Annotated in this window: 15 protein-coding genes; 8 read left to right on the plus strand and 7 right to left on the minus strand. The window is 34.3% G+C overall.

Going from position 1 to position 14,562, the window contains the following annotated elements:
• The first annotated feature begins 99 nt into the window (after positions 1 to 99).
• Positions 100 to 1,422, plus strand: a complete 1,323-nt coding sequence (locus tag V7014_RS05080; RefSeq protein ID WP_335504817.1) for a DEAD/DEAH box helicase — start codon at positions 100 to 102, stop codon at positions 1,420 to 1,422.
• A 19-nt stretch (positions 1,423 to 1,441) separates the two neighbouring features.
• Complete coding sequence (locus tag V7014_RS05085) at positions 1,442 to 2,338, plus strand: deoxyribonuclease IV (protein WP_335504819.1); 897 nt, start codon at positions 1,442 to 1,444, stop codon at positions 2,336 to 2,338.
• A gap of 20 nt (positions 2,339 to 2,358) precedes the next feature.
• Here V7014_RS05085 and V7014_RS05090 read toward each other — a convergent pair whose 3' ends face one another.
• The 3 genes from V7014_RS05090 to V7014_RS05100 all read right to left on the minus strand — a co-directional run bounded on the left by V7014_RS05090 (position 2,359) and on the right by V7014_RS05100 (position 3,964).
• Positions 2,359 to 2,763: a DUF5367 family protein gene (locus V7014_RS05090; RefSeq protein WP_335504821.1), complete on the minus strand. Its 405-nt coding sequence runs from the start codon at positions 2,761 to 2,763 to the stop codon at positions 2,359 to 2,361.
• A gap of 4 nt (positions 2,764 to 2,767) precedes the next feature.
• The gene (locus V7014_RS05095; protein ID WP_335504823.1) at positions 2,768 to 3,349 is read right to left on the minus strand and encodes a TetR/AcrR family transcriptional regulator; all 582 of its coding nucleotides are present in this window, start codon (positions 3,347 to 3,349) and stop codon (positions 2,768 to 2,770) included.
• Between the two features lie 357 nt (positions 3,350 to 3,706).
• On the minus strand, positions 3,707 to 3,964 hold the full coding sequence (locus tag V7014_RS05100) for a DUF2624 family protein (RefSeq protein ID WP_335504825.1): 258 nt from the start codon (positions 3,962 to 3,964) through the stop codon (positions 3,707 to 3,709).
• 149 nt (positions 3,965 to 4,113) lie between these two features.
• Here V7014_RS05100 and V7014_RS05105 point away from each other — a divergent pair, with 149 nt between their 5' ends.
• The 3 genes from V7014_RS05105 to V7014_RS05115 are packed head-to-tail and all read left to right on the plus strand — an operon-like array spanning position 4,114 to position 6,166.
• Positions 4,114 to 4,857 (plus strand): metal ABC transporter ATP-binding protein, encoded by a 744-nt coding sequence (locus V7014_RS05105; RefSeq protein WP_335504827.1) that lies wholly within the window; start codon positions 4,114 to 4,116, stop codon positions 4,855 to 4,857.
• A 32-nt stretch (positions 4,858 to 4,889) separates the two neighbouring features.
• The gene (locus V7014_RS05110) at positions 4,890 to 5,732 is read left to right on the plus strand and encodes a metal ABC transporter permease (protein ID WP_335504829.1); all 843 of its coding nucleotides are present in this window, start codon (positions 4,890 to 4,892) and stop codon (positions 5,730 to 5,732) included.
• A gap of 23 nt (positions 5,733 to 5,755) precedes the next feature.
• Positions 5,756 to 6,166 carry a Fur family transcriptional regulator gene (locus tag V7014_RS05115; protein ID WP_335504831.1) on the plus strand — a complete coding sequence of 137 codons (411 nt, stop codon included), beginning with the start codon at positions 5,756 to 5,758 and terminating at the stop codon, positions 6,164 to 6,166.
• Between the two features lie 41 nt (positions 6,167 to 6,207).
• On the opposite strand, the gene V7014_RS05120 is transcribed toward V7014_RS05115, so the two are convergent.
• Together V7014_RS05120 and V7014_RS05125 are read right to left on the minus strand one after the other, a co-directional pair.
• Complete coding sequence (locus V7014_RS05120; protein ID WP_335504832.1) at positions 6,208 to 7,923, minus strand: ABC transporter ATP-binding protein; 1,716 nt, start codon at positions 7,921 to 7,923, stop codon at positions 6,208 to 6,210.
• A 144-nt stretch (positions 7,924 to 8,067) separates the two neighbouring features.
• The gene (locus V7014_RS05125) at positions 8,068 to 8,637 is read right to left on the minus strand and encodes a 5' nucleotidase, NT5C type (RefSeq protein ID WP_335504834.1); all 570 of its coding nucleotides are present in this window, start codon (positions 8,635 to 8,637) and stop codon (positions 8,068 to 8,070) included.
• A gap of 443 nt (positions 8,638 to 9,080) precedes the next feature.
• Here V7014_RS05125 and V7014_RS05130 point away from each other — a divergent pair, with 443 nt between their 5' ends.
• Positions 9,081 to 9,401 carry a DUF4190 domain-containing protein gene (locus V7014_RS05130; RefSeq protein WP_335504836.1) on the plus strand — a complete coding sequence of 107 codons (321 nt, stop codon included), beginning with the start codon at positions 9,081 to 9,083 and terminating at the stop codon, positions 9,399 to 9,401.
• A 91-nt stretch (positions 9,402 to 9,492) separates the two neighbouring features.
• On the opposite strand, the gene ispG is transcribed toward V7014_RS05130, so the two are convergent.
• Both ispG and V7014_RS05140 read right to left on the minus strand, forming a co-directional pair.
• Entirely contained in the window at positions 9,493 to 10,602 is a 1,110-nt protein-coding gene (gene ispG / locus V7014_RS05135) for a flavodoxin-dependent (E)-4-hydroxy-3-methylbut-2-enyl-diphosphate synthase (RefSeq protein WP_335504838.1), read from the minus strand.
• Positions 10,603 to 10,758: 156 nt separating this feature from the next.
• Complete coding sequence (locus V7014_RS05140) at positions 10,759 to 11,088, minus strand: hypothetical protein (protein ID WP_335504840.1); 330 nt, start codon at positions 11,086 to 11,088, stop codon at positions 10,759 to 10,761.
• A gap of 1,334 nt (positions 11,089 to 12,422) precedes the next feature.
• On the opposite strand from V7014_RS05140, the gene V7014_RS27185 reads away from it, so the two are divergent.
• Positions 12,423 to 13,001, plus strand: coding sequence for a methyl-accepting chemotaxis protein (locus tag V7014_RS27185; protein ID WP_438824866.1), 579 nt, complete (start codon positions 12,423 to 12,425; stop codon positions 12,999 to 13,001).
• A 270-nt stretch (positions 13,002 to 13,271) separates the two neighbouring features.
• Complete coding sequence (locus V7014_RS05150; protein ID WP_335504844.1) at positions 13,272 to 14,312, plus strand: glycosyltransferase; 1,041 nt, start codon at positions 13,272 to 13,274, stop codon at positions 14,310 to 14,312.
• The last annotated feature ends 250 nt before the right edge of the window (positions 14,313 to 14,562 follow it).

Below are 14,562 nucleotides of genomic sequence, written 5' to 3' on the forward strand. Positions count from 1 at the left end.
TCATAATGTGTTTAGAATTGTTGAGTTAATCAAGTAAAGAGGTTAAGATAATACAAGCAGTTATTGTTGAAAAATGTAGATTATTTAAGGAGTTTATATATGTCAAATCAATTCGAAAGATTTTCCTTTCATCCATATATTCTAGAAGCCATTGAAAAAAGAGGTTTTAAGAAGCCAACTGATATTCAGGAACGGGTGATTTCAGCTACACTAAAAGGTACTAGTATTATTGGGCAATCGCAAACTGGTACAGGTAAAACGCATGCATATTTATTGCCAATTATGCAGCAATTAGAACCAGAACGTGAAGAAGTACAAGCTATTATAACAGCACCAACTCGTGAGCTAGCAAAACAAATTTATCTGGAAGCTGTTAAAATTGCAGAGTGCTTCCCAGAAGATAAGCAAGTAAACGTTCGTTGCTACGTAGGTGGAACGGACAAGCAACGTACGATTGATAAATTAAAGCAACAGCCACATATCATTATCGGAACACCTGCACGAATTAAAGATTTAATGGATGCTAAAGCACTACAAGTATACACTGCAACAACTTTAGTAGTCGATGAAGCGGATTTAATGCTTGATATGGGATTTATCCAAGAAGTTGATTTCATCGCAGCGCGTATGACTGAAAAATTACAAATGCTTGTATTTTCAGCAACAATACCGGAGAAATTAAAGCCGTTTTTACAGAAGTACATGGAAAACCCACGCTATGTTCAAGTAGATCCAAAGCATATTACTGCCCATAAAATTGAGCATGTGTTAATTCCGTTACGTCATCGTAATAAAACGAAATTACTTTATGATGTAGTAACATCGTATAATCCGTATCTCGCTATTATCTTCACGAATACTAAGCAAATGGCAGATATCGTAGCAGATGATTTAATTAAGAAAGGTCTGCGTGTAGGTCGCCTTCATGGTAACTTATCTCCTCGTGAACGCCGTAAAATGATGAAGCAGATTAATGACCTTGAATTCCAATATGTTGTAGCTACAGATTTAGCCGCTCGTGGAATTGATATTGAAGGTGTAAGTCATGTCATCAACTATGAGATTCCTGCAGATTTAGATTTTTATATTCATAGAGCAGGTCGTACGGGAAGAGCTGGTTATAGTGGTATTGCGACAACAATTTATGAATTGTCTGATGAAGATGCTCTAAACAAGCTTGAGAAGCTAGGCGTAAGCTTCGTGAACCAAGATTTTGTAAACGGTGAATGGACGGAATCAGATGATCGCAACAAGCGTAAAAACCGTAAGAAGCAAAAAGAAGAGCTTGATGTGAAAGGTAAAGCGATTGTTACTCAAAAGAAAAAAGTAAAACCAGGTTACAAAAAGAAAAAGCAATACGAATTAGAAGCGCATAAGAAGCGTCAAAGACGTATTGAAGCAAAATCAAGAAAGAAAAAATAAGTAAAAAGGGGGAAGAGAAATGTTGAAAATAGGGTCACATGTGTCAATGAGCGGTAAAAAAATGTTGCTTGCGGCAAGTGAAGAAGCTGTATCCTATGGATCAAACACATTCATGATTTATACGGGTGCACCCCAAAATACACGTCGTAAAAGCATCGAAGACTTAAATATTGAAGTAGGGCGTAAGCATATGCAAGAAAATGGTATTAACGATATCGTAGTGCATGCACCATATATCATTAATATTGGTAACTCTCTTAAACCTGAGACATTCCAATTAGGCGTTGACTTCTTAACATCTGAAATTCAGCGCACAGAAGCAATTGGAGCGTCTCAAATTGTTCTTCACCCAGGTGCTCATGTTGGAGCTGGTGCTGAAGAGGGTATTAAGAAGATTATTGAAGGCTTGAATGAAGTGTTAACTGGAAATGAGAAAGTGCAAATTGCTCTAGAAACAATGGCAGGAAAAGGAACGGAATGTGGTCGTAGTTTCGAAGAGCTAGCGATGATTATCAATGGAGTTACTCATAACGATCGATTATCAGTTTGTTTTGATACATGTCACACGCATGATGCTGGTTACAATATTGTCGAAGACTTTGATGGTGTGTTGAATGAATTTGATAAAATTATCGGAATTGATCGTTTGAAAGTACTGCATATTAATGATAGTAAAAATGTGAGAGGTGCTGGAAAGGACCGTCACGAAAATATTGGCTTTGGTCATATTGGTTATTCTGCACTTAATAAAATTGTTCATCATCCGCAACTAATGGATGTTCCAAAAATTTTAGAAACACCTTATGTGGGTGAGGATAAAAAGAATAAGAAAGCTCCTTATAAATTTGAAATTGAAATGTTGAAACAAGGTACATTTCAAGAGAATGTATTAGAGGATATTATGGCTCAGTCATAAACAAAAAAGACGCGTTCATTTCACGCGTCTTTTTTGGTGTATTTTAAATTAATAACAGCGGGAATGATTAAAAATAAGGCATATGCAAATGACATCCAAGCTGTAAAGGCGATGATTTGCGTATCGTGTAAATTGGGAAAAATGACTGTGTAATTTGATAAAGAAAATGTATCTAAAACTAGAACGATACAAGTTCCAATGATTCCAAACCTCAGCGCTGCATTTTTCTTATGATTAAAAAGTAAATATAAGCGTGTTATAAGATATAGTGAGATGGCTGTTCCGATAATTAATGTTATTAGGCTCATTGTAAATGAGGCAGTATTAGGTGCGAATAAAACATGTTCGCCAAATAAAGCAAAGAACAATGTAGCTGCAAACCAAACGGTAATACCGAAAATAGTTGGTAGCATGTATTGTTTCATAATTTTATCCCTCCGAATGAGTTTGCTTAGTTAAATGGACTAATAATTGTTCAAGTTCTGAATATGTTTTTTCTACAGGAAATTGTTTAGATAATAAAGCTTGCATTGCTAGACCATCTACAATGGCATTGATTAATATTGCCCATGTTTCATATGAGATCCCCTTAATAGGAGAGGTAGACCACAATGTTGATAAACGATTAGAGAGTGCTTCGTTTTCTTTTTGGATAATCTCTCCTAATTGTTGATTCATTTTTTCGTTCGTAAAGCTTGATACAATTAATGTAAAGAACAATCTGTGAAAGAATGAATCATATGAACATCGGCTTTTGGCTGAATCAATGGCTTTCGTAATAACATGGTCGCTATATTCACTTAATTCGTTCCAAGATATATCGCATACATCTTGAACAAGAGCTAAAAATAGCTGCTCTTTAGTACGAAAATGATAATAAATGGTACCTTGAGTTACGCCTGCTTTATCTGCTACTGCCCTTAATGTAAACTTATCAATTCCTTTTTCTACTAGACAATCTTTTGCGGCTTGAATTAAATCTAATTTGCTAACTACATTTGGCTTTGCCATCCATTCACCCCTTACTAGTTATTCAACTAACTAACTCTATATTTATTGTATATTTTTAGTGAATGAATTTCAATAAAATTCCATTTTAAAAATTCAATACGACAACGGGTGGTTTGAAAGAAGAACGGACTATGAAGAAATTCTCTTTGGTAATAAAGTAAAGAGGTGACTCTTCCCTGAGTCTCCTCTTTATCCCGTTCTAATTGGTGGCGCTAAGACTCCCACTTCCAAACAAAAGTAAAAGCGAAGAAGCTTAAGTGGTAGATGAAGCGCCAAAGAATCCGATTGGTTCACCTAATAATCGGTGGGGGATGGACGAATTCACCCACCGATTAAAGTTTCACTTTATGAATAATGTTATCTTCCTGTAAAACTCAAAAATATTTGTTCAATCTGTAAGGCGCGGTCATTACCGATGATAGCCGCAATTTTATTGACAATATGCCTTCTTTGTTCGCTATTAAATAAATTATAGTTTTTCCCCCGTAGTACTTGGGCAATGCGATCGGCTTCAGCAAGTGTTAATACGACACCATGCTGCTGGGCCAGACTCATTAGTTCATCTCTACGGATATTATTTATTTTCATATTAATAATACTTTCTAAAAACCTCACATCATCCCTCCTCTTGTTTAACATATGAAGAAAGGAATTGATAATGAACTGAAAAAGAAAAGAAGTACGACCCATTTCTTTACTTTCATAAATAAAAAGGGTATACTACAACGTGTAAATCGTAATGATTCTTAAATTGGGTGAGATAAATGAAAGATATAATTATTAATATTAAGGATGTTTCTTATCGATACGAGAAGAACCTTGTTCTTGAAAAAATCAATCTTACAATTCCAAAAGGAGCTTTCTTAGCAATCGTAGGACCGAATGGTTCCGGTAAGTCTACGCTGTTGAAATTGCTTCTGGGTTTGTTAAAAGTTCAAACCGGTTCGATTGAATTATTTGGTAAACAGTTACAAAACTTTAAAGAATGGGATAAAATCGGATATGTTTCACAAAAAGCTAATTCATTTAATAGTGGATTTCCGGCAACGGTCTTTGAGGTGGTATTGAGTGGATTAACAAAGAAAATAGGTCTTTTTCGTTTTGCGAAGAAACAGCATCGTGAAAAAGTATGGAACGCTTTAGAGTCGGTTGGTATGCTAGATTTTGCTAATCGTAACATCGGTGAGTTATCAGGTGGACAACAACAACGTGTATTTATTGCTCGTGCTTTAGTTAGTGATCCAGAGCTTATAATATTAGATGAACCAACGGTAGGCGTTGATGCGGCTAATGTAAAACAATTCTACAAAATGCTTGAACATTTAAATCAAAATTTAGGCATTACGTTAATGCTTGTTACACATGATGTAGAAGCAGTGAGTGAAAAAATCACACATGTTGCATGCTTGAACAAATACTTACATTTCCACGGTAATTCACATGAATATCAGCAATTAAGCGATGTTGAGCTATCTTGTTTTCATGGGAATGTTACCACAAAGAATTAAAAAACATATAATATGTAATCGGGAGGTTTCCGATGATTTCGGGTTTATTGCAGTACGAATTTTTGCAAAACGCATTTATTACTGGTCTCATTATTGGGATTATTGCTCCATTATTAGGGGTATTTGTTGTTGTAAGAAGGCAATCTTTAATAGCTGATGCATTGAGTCATGTTACGCTAGCAGGTATTTCTTTTAGTTTGTTTATAGAGAAGAAATTTTTCTCTAGCGTAGGTACTATCAATCCGCTTTATATGGGTATGGCCTTTTCTGTAATTGGTTCGTTATTCATTGAGCGTCTTCGTAGTGTTTACAAACATTATCAAGAATTAGCGATACCCATTATTTTATCAAGTGGAATAGGTATTAGTGTTATTTTTATTTCGCTAGCTGAAGGATTTAATACAGATTTATTCAGTTATTTATTTGGTAGTGTAAGTGCTGTTTCTAGAGCGGATATGTGGACAATATTGGTTGTTGCCATTATTGTTATAGCAATCATTACATTATTATATAAAGAATTCTTCTTACTTTCGTTTGATGAAGATCATGCAAAAGCATCGGGTATACCAGCTAATGTCATTCACTTTATATTCATCATACTCGTTGCGCTTGTTATTGCTTCATCAATGAGAATTGTTGGAGTTATGCTAGTATCGTCATTGATGACTTTACCTGTAGCAGCAAGTATGAGGTTGGCTAATGGGTTTAAACAAATGATTGTTTACTCGATTATTTTTGGAGAAATTTCCGTTGTCGGTGGTCTCTTTCTATCTTTTTATTTAGATCTTGCACCAGGTGGAACGATTGTAATGATAGCGATTCTGATTCTTTTGGCAGCTATCGGATATAAGAAGGTGAAAATCCACAGGGGATAATACTTGTAATGGAGTTGATCGTCATGAACGTCGATGAGGCATTGTTACTATTGAAAGATAAAGGTTATAAATTTACTGGTAAAAGAGAAGATATGCTTCAGCTTTTTTCTAATAATAACAAGTATTTAACAGCTAAAGATGTGTTAGAAAATATGAAAGTTAATTATCCAAGCTTAAGCTTTGATACGATTTATCGAAATCTATCATTGTTCGTAGATTTAGGCATTCTGGAAATGACTGAGCTATCAGGTGAAAAACATTTTCGCTTCACTTGTAGTCATAATCATCATCACCATCATTTTATTTGTTTAGATTGTGGCTCTACTAAGGAAATTGCGACATGTCCAATGCAGAATCTATCTGAGGACTTAAATGAATACGATATTTCTGGACATAAGTTTGAAATTTATGGACGTTGTCCAGAATGTCATTAATTAAAGCGCCATCCAATAGTGAATGGCGCTTTCTTTGTATATTATCTCTGGTACTGCACTTGGTGTAAGTTAGCAAAGATGCCGCCGTTTGCAATTAGGTCATCATGTTTACCTTCCTCGGCTATACCATCTTCTGTAACAACTATGATGCGATCTGCATCTCGAATAGTAGCTAATCGATGGGCGATAATTAATGTTGTTCGATTTTCAGCTAATTCGTTTAATGACTGTTGAATAATCATTTCTGTCTCTGTATCTAATGCCGAAGTTGCTTCATCGAGGATAAGAATAGGTGGATTCTTTAAGAACATACGAGCAATGGCAATTCGCTGCTTTTGACCACCAGATAGCTTTAATCCTCGCTCACCTATTTGTGTTTCATAACCATCAGGTAGGCCTGCAATAAAGGATTCTAGATGTGCGCGTTTCGCTGCGGTATGAATCTCTTCATCTGTTGCATGAAGCTTCCCGTAAGCGATGTTTTCTTTCAATGTTCCTGTAAAAAGAAATACATCTTGTTGAACGATTCCAATTTGAGAACGAAGTGACTCTTTTGTCATATCACGAATGTCTAATCCATCTATCACAATTTTACCTTCTTCTACATCATAAAATCGTGGGATTAAAGAACAAATGGTTGTTTTTCCAGCTCCAGAAGGTCCAACAAAGGCAACTGTTTCACCAGCGGAAATAGATAAGCTAATATTTGATAATGTAGTTTTGTTCTCTTCATATCCAAAGCTAACATTGTCAAATCTTATATCACCATGTAATTTGGAAACATCTACTGCATTTGTTCGGTTTTCAATGTCAGGATTCACATCAATAAGCTCTGTAAAACGTTTAAATCCAGCCATACCTTTCGGATATAATTCCATAAGAGCGGTAATTTTCTCTACAGGTTTAAATAGTACGTTTACATATAGGATAAAACCGACCATTTCTCCATATTTCAATTGTCCATCATATACAAACCAAGCACCTACAATAAGAACTATTAAGGTCATAAGACGTGTCATAATGTAAATGCCAGATAAGCTGAATGACATTACTTTATATCCGCCTAGCTTAGCTTTTCGGAATTTTTTATTGTTTTTTGTAAATCTGTTAATCTCAAAATCTTCATTTGTAAAGGATTGTACAACGCGTACTCCGGAAATACTATCTTCTACGCGCCCGTTAACCTCTGCTATTTCTCCATACATCCGTTTCCATGCTTTGTTCATATTTAAGTTACCAAAGATCATAATGAGTAGTAGAAATGGAATTAAGCATACAGTAATTAGTGCTAACTTTACATTGATTGTCAACATAATGAAGAATGCTCCGAAGAAAGTCATGATAGCAATAAATAAATCTTCTGGACCGTGATGCGCAAGTTCCCCAATATCCATTAAATCGTTTGTAACTCGGCTCATTAAATGGCCAGTTTTCGAATTATCGAAGAATCGAAATGATTGCTTTTGTATGTGTTGAAATAGTTCTTGTCTCATATCAGTTTCGATATTAATACCGAGTTTGTGACCCCAATAGTTTACAACAAATTGTAGACCGGTACTTATTAAATAAAGTATTAATAAGCCAAAACTTACGCTTACAATAGTAGGCCAGTCTTCCCCAGGCAATAATGAATCAATAAACCATTGTACAGCTAAGGGAAAAGCTAATTCTAGTAATCCGGCGAATACTGCACAGCCGAAGTCAATAATGAATAGCCGTTTGTATGGTTTATAGTACGAGTAAAATCGTCTAATCATCGGTGTTTCACCTTCTTTTCTCTCTATTAATGAACTTACCACAATATATCATAAATGATAATGATTATCAATTAAAAAAGGGTTAAGTTGTAATCAAAAGAAATAGCACCCATAACAAGTAGGTGCTATTTCTAAAATACATATTTATAGTTTAAAGCTGTTATTAACCCAATTCTCTGCTTCTTGCCAATTGTTTACTCGAATAACGTTTGAAGGAATGCTTCCTTGATTATAGGCAGTATTAAAAAGGATGACAGGAATATCACATTCTTCACTTATTTCTACAGCATTATCATGTTTATCTTCGAAGAACACATTGATATTATGCTTCTTTACTGTTGCAATTTTATTATGTGTCCCAATTAATTCGATATGGTGATACGCAACTTGGTTTTTATGAAACCACATTTCCGTTACATCCATTAGGTGAGTATTTCGCGCGCTAATAAAATACAGATCGCCCAAATTAGACCATCTATTTACAACTTCCTTCGCGCCTTCGTATAAAGGAGATGCTTCATAAATCATCGCCTCGTTTTTTGTAAACCATTGTGCCAATACTGAAGGTTGAACATTAACAAATGGCGTTAGGTCGTATTCCGTTATATCTTCAATTGTTAAGGTTAATCCGAAATCTTTATTTAAAAACGGAAGGAATGTATCGGGTCTAGTTATAGTACCATCAATATCAATTCCAAATCGAATCTTTGTCATTTTAACACCTGCTTTGTTAGAATAGAAATTATGGTGAAGTATTATAGTTTACTGTTTAAGTAGTCTCTTTGGAATTATAACTTAATTTAGTAATCTATACCATTAGTTAGTATGAGAATCGTTATTTCACTTTTTTTGAACAATATTAGAAAAAGGTTTTTGATTGGTATTTTTAATCTATATAAGTATTATAAGTCCCAAATTTATTTCATTTACATATTGAATCATTTTTATCCCGTTCAAACTGGTGCTAAGATTCCCACTTCAAAACGAAGATGATTAAGTGGGAGATTAAGCGCCAGTAAGAACCCGATTGGTTCAACTAATAATCTATGGGGGATGGACGAACCCCCACACAGATTAAAGTTTCACTTTATAGAGATGTATTGGGTTATTCAGAGAACAATAAGGTCGCACCTTAGAAGAAAGTGAGGCAGTTTATCATGGAAAATCGTGAAACACAAAATCATAATGAGAAGCATCATGAAGAAATAAATGTTGAAGTAGAACACCATCAAACAATCTTGGATGAGAAAGTATATCCAGAAGTTAAGAAAAGAAAACTCGCAATTAGAATCATTGGATATACAGCTTTAATTTTGGCTGTACTTTCCCTTTTCTTCTCACCTTATTTATTTGGAACAATAGCCGTTGTTCTAGGTTTATTTGCTCTAAGAAAAGGAGAAATCGGCTTTGGGGCATGGGCAATTGTTATTGGGACATTATCGATGATTATTAGCCTGTTCTTAATCCCGATTCTTTAAGGTGTAAAATATATTCCGATAAGTGTTTTGGTTGTATGTAGAACAACAAGAGGCAGACGATTATGTCTGCCTCTTGTTGTTTTTTCTAGAATTAGTTATTACTTTTTTCTTCTTCTGCTTTTTTTGCAAAGTATTCTTCAGCAATAATGTCGATTTCTTTTTTCAACTCTTCTACCATGATTTCTTCAGGTACTTTACGAACGATTTTTCCTTTACGGAATAATAGTCCTTCTCCTCTAGCTCCGGCAATACCAATGTCAGCCTCACGAGCTTCACCTGGTCCATTTACGGCGCAGCCTAACACAGCAACTTTAATCGGTGCCTTAATGTTGCTAATATATTCTTCTACTTCATTAGCGATACTAATTAAGTCAATTTCGATACGACCACATGTCGGGCATGAAATAAGCGTTGCCGCATTTGAAGATAACCCAAATGATTTTAGTAACTCTCTTGCAACTTTAACTTCTTCAACGGGGTCAGCACTTAGTGAAATGCGTAGCGTATTTCCGATTCCTTTATGAAGAATCGCTCCAAGACCTGCCGCACTCTTAACAGTACCTGCGAATAGAGTCCCTGATTCTGTAATACCTAAGTGTAATGGATAATCAAATGCTTTAGCGGCTTTTTCATATGCTTCAATAGCTAAGTTTACATCTGATGCTTTCATGGACACGATAATATCGTGGAAGTCCAGTTCTTCTAGTATTTGAATGTGGTGTAATGCACTTTCTACCATACCATCAGCAGTTGGATAGCCGTATTTTTCAAGAATTTTCTTCTCAAGTGATCCAGCATTAACACCAATTCGGATTGGAATACCTTTCGCTTTGGCTGCATTAACAACAGCTTCTACTTTTTCACGGCGTCCAATATTACCTGGGTTAATACGGATTTTGTCTGCTCCGCCTTCAATGGCTTTTAATGCTAACTTATAGTCGAAGTGAATATCGACTACAAGTGGTATATTAATTTGTTTTTTGATATCAGCGATGGCGTTTGCAGCTCTTTCGTCTGGACAAGCAACACGGACAATTTGGCAACCAGCATCTTCTAATCGTTTGATTTCAGCAACAGTTGCTTCCACATCATGTGTTTTTGTAGTAGTCATACTTTGAATAAATAATTCATTACTACCCCCAATTGTCAAATTACCAACTTTGACTGGACGGGTTTTTGAACGATGTATAATTTCACTCACGTGATTTCTCTCCTTTAATACTACCTATATAGATGTTGGTGTTGTAAATCTAATCTACGGTAAATATCTTTCTTATTGTATCAATCATTATGAGAATTTGACAACAAATTGAGTATCTTAACTTTATACTGCACTTATATCTTATAGACGTACTTCCTATTGTGAAGGTTTCAAATAGGTTGGGAATTTGTATGTTTTTCCAATTTGAATATCATGAGGAGATACCCCATTATTTAATTCTTGAAAGTCCTTCATAATTGCATCTATTGGCTTTGATAGATGTCCTTCTTCCCTCTCTAGAATACTTAGCACTGTGTCGCCAGCTTGAACAGGAATTTCTTTATAAGGGAGAAGGCTATCGTTATTATTCGCGTTGATTGTATCATGAGGAGCAGTGAATGCGGGCAATGTTCCTTTTGTTAAATCGAAGTAAATCGCATAGCAAACAAGAGCGATTAGTAATAGAAATAGGATTTTTTTCACCATTAACTCCTCCTAATAAAATTGTGTTAGTTCATATATATGTAGCATTAGGAAAGATATGCCCAATTTTGGGCAGTTATTAAAAAAGTTTTGTAAGGTGTAAAGCCTTGCACTGAAAAAGTATTTCATATAAATAAATTACAAAAAATTCATAATACCTTAATCCTCTCTTTACATTCATTCAAGATAATAAGTGGTAGAAAGAGGGGGATGGGATGAAAGTCGCGGTAAAAAAGAAGGGCGACAGGGTAACTAAAGAGAGAAAATGGAGTTTGCCCAATCGGATTATTTTTCTGACTATATTATTACTTATGTTAACTGCAGGAAGTATAGGTTTTTTATCGTGGCAGCAATCAAAATCAGCCATGTTACATTTAATGGAGCAGCGAATTGAAAGGGAAGTGGCTCTCTTTTATGAAATGGCACAAAACAATATGCTTTTATTTGTGGGAAATGAAGAAAAGTTTGAGAAAGGGATACAATCTTTTGTTAAGAAGCAAAGTTCTGATATGCAACAAGACGATTTGCATGCTGAGTTTTTCCTTCTAAATCAAAATAAAGTAACACCATTTGATAGTAATAAACAAAGTAAATTAACCTTTTCAAAAGATTTGGTTGAGCAGATTTCAAAAAAACAATCAGGTATTTTACATACTGAAATTAATGGGAAAATGTATTCACTAGGATTTAAAAATATCCAAGAAGTGAAAGGAATCTATTTATTAGCAATACCTCAAGAAGATTATTTAGATCCTATCGAAAACTTAAAGTTTCTAACAATTGCAATCGCAGTTGGTATTGTGATACTAACAGCAATCGTTATGACCTATACGATTAAATTACTCGTAAGACCACTTGCGGCTTTGCGTGAAACGATGAGATATACGCGAGAAGGAAAGTTGAATGTGCAAATTGACATTGATGGTCATTCTCCAGAAGTTAATTCATTAATTAAAAGTTATAAATTGTTAATAAATGGAATTAAAGCGCTTATTGAAAGAATTACACAAACATCTACTGAGCTTGATCAACAAGGTGAAGAGTTAAGATTATCTTCACAAGGACTTGTAAAAGGAAATAAAAATTTAGTTGATGGTATTGCGATTGTTCAAAAAGCTGCTGAAGAGACGGCTGTTAGTTCAATTTCAAGTATAGAATCATTCCAAGTAATGAAGAATGAAGTACAATCAATTGTGGAAAGCATGCAGCAAATCTTCGAAAGTTCAAAAGACATGGATGAATCTGCAAAAATCGGTATTAAAAAAACGAATGAAATGTTAGAAGCATTAGAGAATTATAAGGTCGAACTTGCAAAAATGAACGATACAGTGTTAAGCATGCATAACCATTCTAAAGCTGTCACGTCAGTTGTGGAATTAATTCGCAGTATTGCAGAACAAACGAAACTATTATCTCTAAACGCAACGATAGAGGCAGCAAGAGCTGGAGAATCAGGTAGGGGATTTTCAATTGTAGCGGGAGAAGTTCGAAAGTTAGCTGAGCAGTCGGCAACAGCTACAGAGGAAATCTCTGCTACAATTTATCAAATGGAAACGTTAACGAATTATGCTACTAGTGAATACAATCAAATATTAGAAAGTATGCAAGAACATTGGAATATCGCTACCAATAGCCAGCAATCTGTGTTAAGCTTAACCGCTCATGTAGAAAACGTTAATGATATGTTAAGAAGCAGTGAACAGAAGTTGTATGAGCTACACGATATGCTGCCAATAATGGAACAAGCAGCAGAGAGAAATGCATCCCTTTCTCAAGAAAGTCAATCCTACATAGAAATGATGCAACAACAAACAAATGAACATTATGAAGAAATGAAGAAGTATCATGATATTGGTGTGAAGCTTAATGAATTATCGCAAACGTTAACGAAAAATATAAAGAAATTTGAAATATAAACCGTAAAGCCCCCATAGGTAGTTTCAAATGGGGGTTTATGGTGTGCTTTGCATTGAGTGCAATCTTTAAATCCTTACATCTCAAAAAGTCTTTTTCATGCTAGCTTTGTCAATTTTTTTATCATATCGTGAAATGATAACGAATAAACTTAAAAACAAAAAAGACTTTCTATCAGTGTTCATGAAGTTAGATATTTAATAAAGTGTAAGAAAATTGAATATTATAAAAAATATCTCTTTGATATTTTAAACAACAAAAGAGGTGAAGGTATGAAACTAGCTATCATAGATACTGTATTTCCTTGGAAGCAAAGTGGATTTAGATACTGGGAGAATATGAAATTTCAAGAAATACATTCAGATGTATTTTTTTTTGCAACATATAAACATACTGATGAGTTCCCTAAAAAAGTATTTCATATCTCACAATTTAGAGATATTTCTAGAAAGGAAAATATCACACATATTTATTGTGTTTTCTTAAATCTCGCTTTGAGTTTAATAGGTAAAACACATCTTCCAGATGGGACAGTTATCGCTGGAGGGCTACGTGGAATTGATTTATCAGATGTTATTAGAGAAAGAAATATTAAGTTAAGTACAACTTTATATCCAGGTGGTGGATTAGATCCGTCTACATCTCCAGAATTTATTAAGATAATTAAAAATAATTATGATAAAGTCTTTACAAACATCGATGAGGTTTTAGCAATCATACCTGAAGCAATGTATATTCCTGGCATTTCTAATACTGAACTGTATGAATATAATCCAAAAGTTAAGGATAAAAGAATTGAATTAATTTTTTGTGCGCATAACGGTATAAGAAAAGGATTCTCTACAGTAGCTAAGGCCTTCAATCAATTAGACAATTCATTCCACTTACATATTATTGGAAACTGGGAAGGTGAACTATATCAGTTGAGTAATCCGAATTTTACATTTTATGGTCCTTTAAATCCGGATATGTTAGTGCAAATTTATAAAAAAACTCATGTATTTATAAATGCAAGTTTTCAAGATCAATTTGCACTTGATGGTTTTCCGACTACTTCAGCAATGGATGCTATGTCTACAGGTTGTATGTTACTGACGACTAATCCAAGAAATGATAGTTATATATTGAAAGAAAATGTGGAATATTTAAAATTTGAAGTTAGAAATGATAAACAGTTAGTCCATCAGTTAAATTGGGTAAAGCAAAATTTTGCGGAAGCTATGAACATTGGAATAAATGGCTCGGAGGCAATTAGAACTTTTTATGATGCAAAAAAGAATGCTATAAAGAAGTTGAAATTCATTTCTGGATGATAAAGTAGTTCAGTTGCGTTTTTTAGGTTAGAAATGATTTCTATATAAAATGATATGGTGTTTAGATTTAGTGCGTTTAAAATATATTAAAAATTACATTGTATAAAGAGGTGTATAATGTCGGAAAATGTATCTAAACAATTAGATGTTATTAAAGGTATTATTGAAAAGTTTATAAACAACGGTGAATATGAGCATGCTTTAGATATAATTAGGCAATTTGATAATATACTTCCGAATAATTCAGATA

It is taken from the genome of Bacillus sp. JJ722, assembly GCF_036963345.1.
In the GTDB taxonomy this organism is placed as follows: domain Bacteria; phylum Bacillota; class Bacilli; order Bacillales; family DSM-1321; genus Bacillus_AD.

What these genes read in the sequence shown, in the direction of transcription:
- V7014_RS05090 (WP_335504821.1), bottom strand. Translation starts at nt 2,763, where the DNA reads ATGAAACAATACATGCTACCAACTATTTTCGGTATTACCGTTTGGTTT.
- V7014_RS05120 (WP_335504832.1), bottom strand. Translation starts at nt 7,923, where the DNA reads ATGATTAGACGATTTTACTCGTACTATAAACCATACAAACGGCTATTC.
- V7014_RS05115 (WP_335504831.1), top strand. Translation starts at nt 5,756, where the DNA reads ATGAACGTCGATGAGGCATTGTTACTATTGAAAGATAAAGGTTATAAA.
- V7014_RS05080 (WP_335504817.1), top strand. Translation starts at nt 100, where the DNA reads ATGTCAAATCAATTCGAAAGATTTTCCTTTCATCCATATATTCTAGAA.
- V7014_RS05125 (WP_335504834.1), bottom strand. Translation starts at nt 8,637, where the DNA reads ATGACAAAGATTCGATTTGGAATTGATATTGATGGTACTATAACTAGA.
- V7014_RS05150 (WP_335504844.1), top strand. Translation starts at nt 13,272, where the DNA reads ATGAAACTAGCTATCATAGATACTGTATTTCCTTGGAAGCAAAGTGGA.
- V7014_RS05110 (WP_335504829.1), top strand. Translation starts at nt 4,890, where the DNA reads ATGATTTCGGGTTTATTGCAGTACGAATTTTTGCAAAACGCATTTATT.
- V7014_RS05095 (WP_335504823.1), bottom strand. Translation starts at nt 3,349, where the DNA reads ATGGCAAAGCCAAATGTAGTTAGCAAATTAGATTTAATTCAAGCCGCA.
- V7014_RS05105 (WP_335504827.1), top strand. Translation starts at nt 4,114, where the DNA reads ATGAAAGATATAATTATTAATATTAAGGATGTTTCTTATCGATACGAG.
- V7014_RS05130 (WP_335504836.1), top strand. Translation starts at nt 9,081, where the DNA reads ATGGAAAATCGTGAAACACAAAATCATAATGAGAAGCATCATGAAGAA.
- V7014_RS05085 (WP_335504819.1), top strand. Translation starts at nt 1,442, where the DNA reads ATGTTGAAAATAGGGTCACATGTGTCAATGAGCGGTAAAAAAATGTTG.
- V7014_RS27185 (WP_438824866.1), top strand. Translation starts at nt 12,423, where the DNA reads ATGCATAACCATTCTAAAGCTGTCACGTCAGTTGTGGAATTAATTCGC.
- V7014_RS05140 (WP_335504840.1), bottom strand. Translation starts at nt 11,088, where the DNA reads ATGGTGAAAAAAATCCTATTTCTATTACTAATCGCTCTTGTTTGCTAT.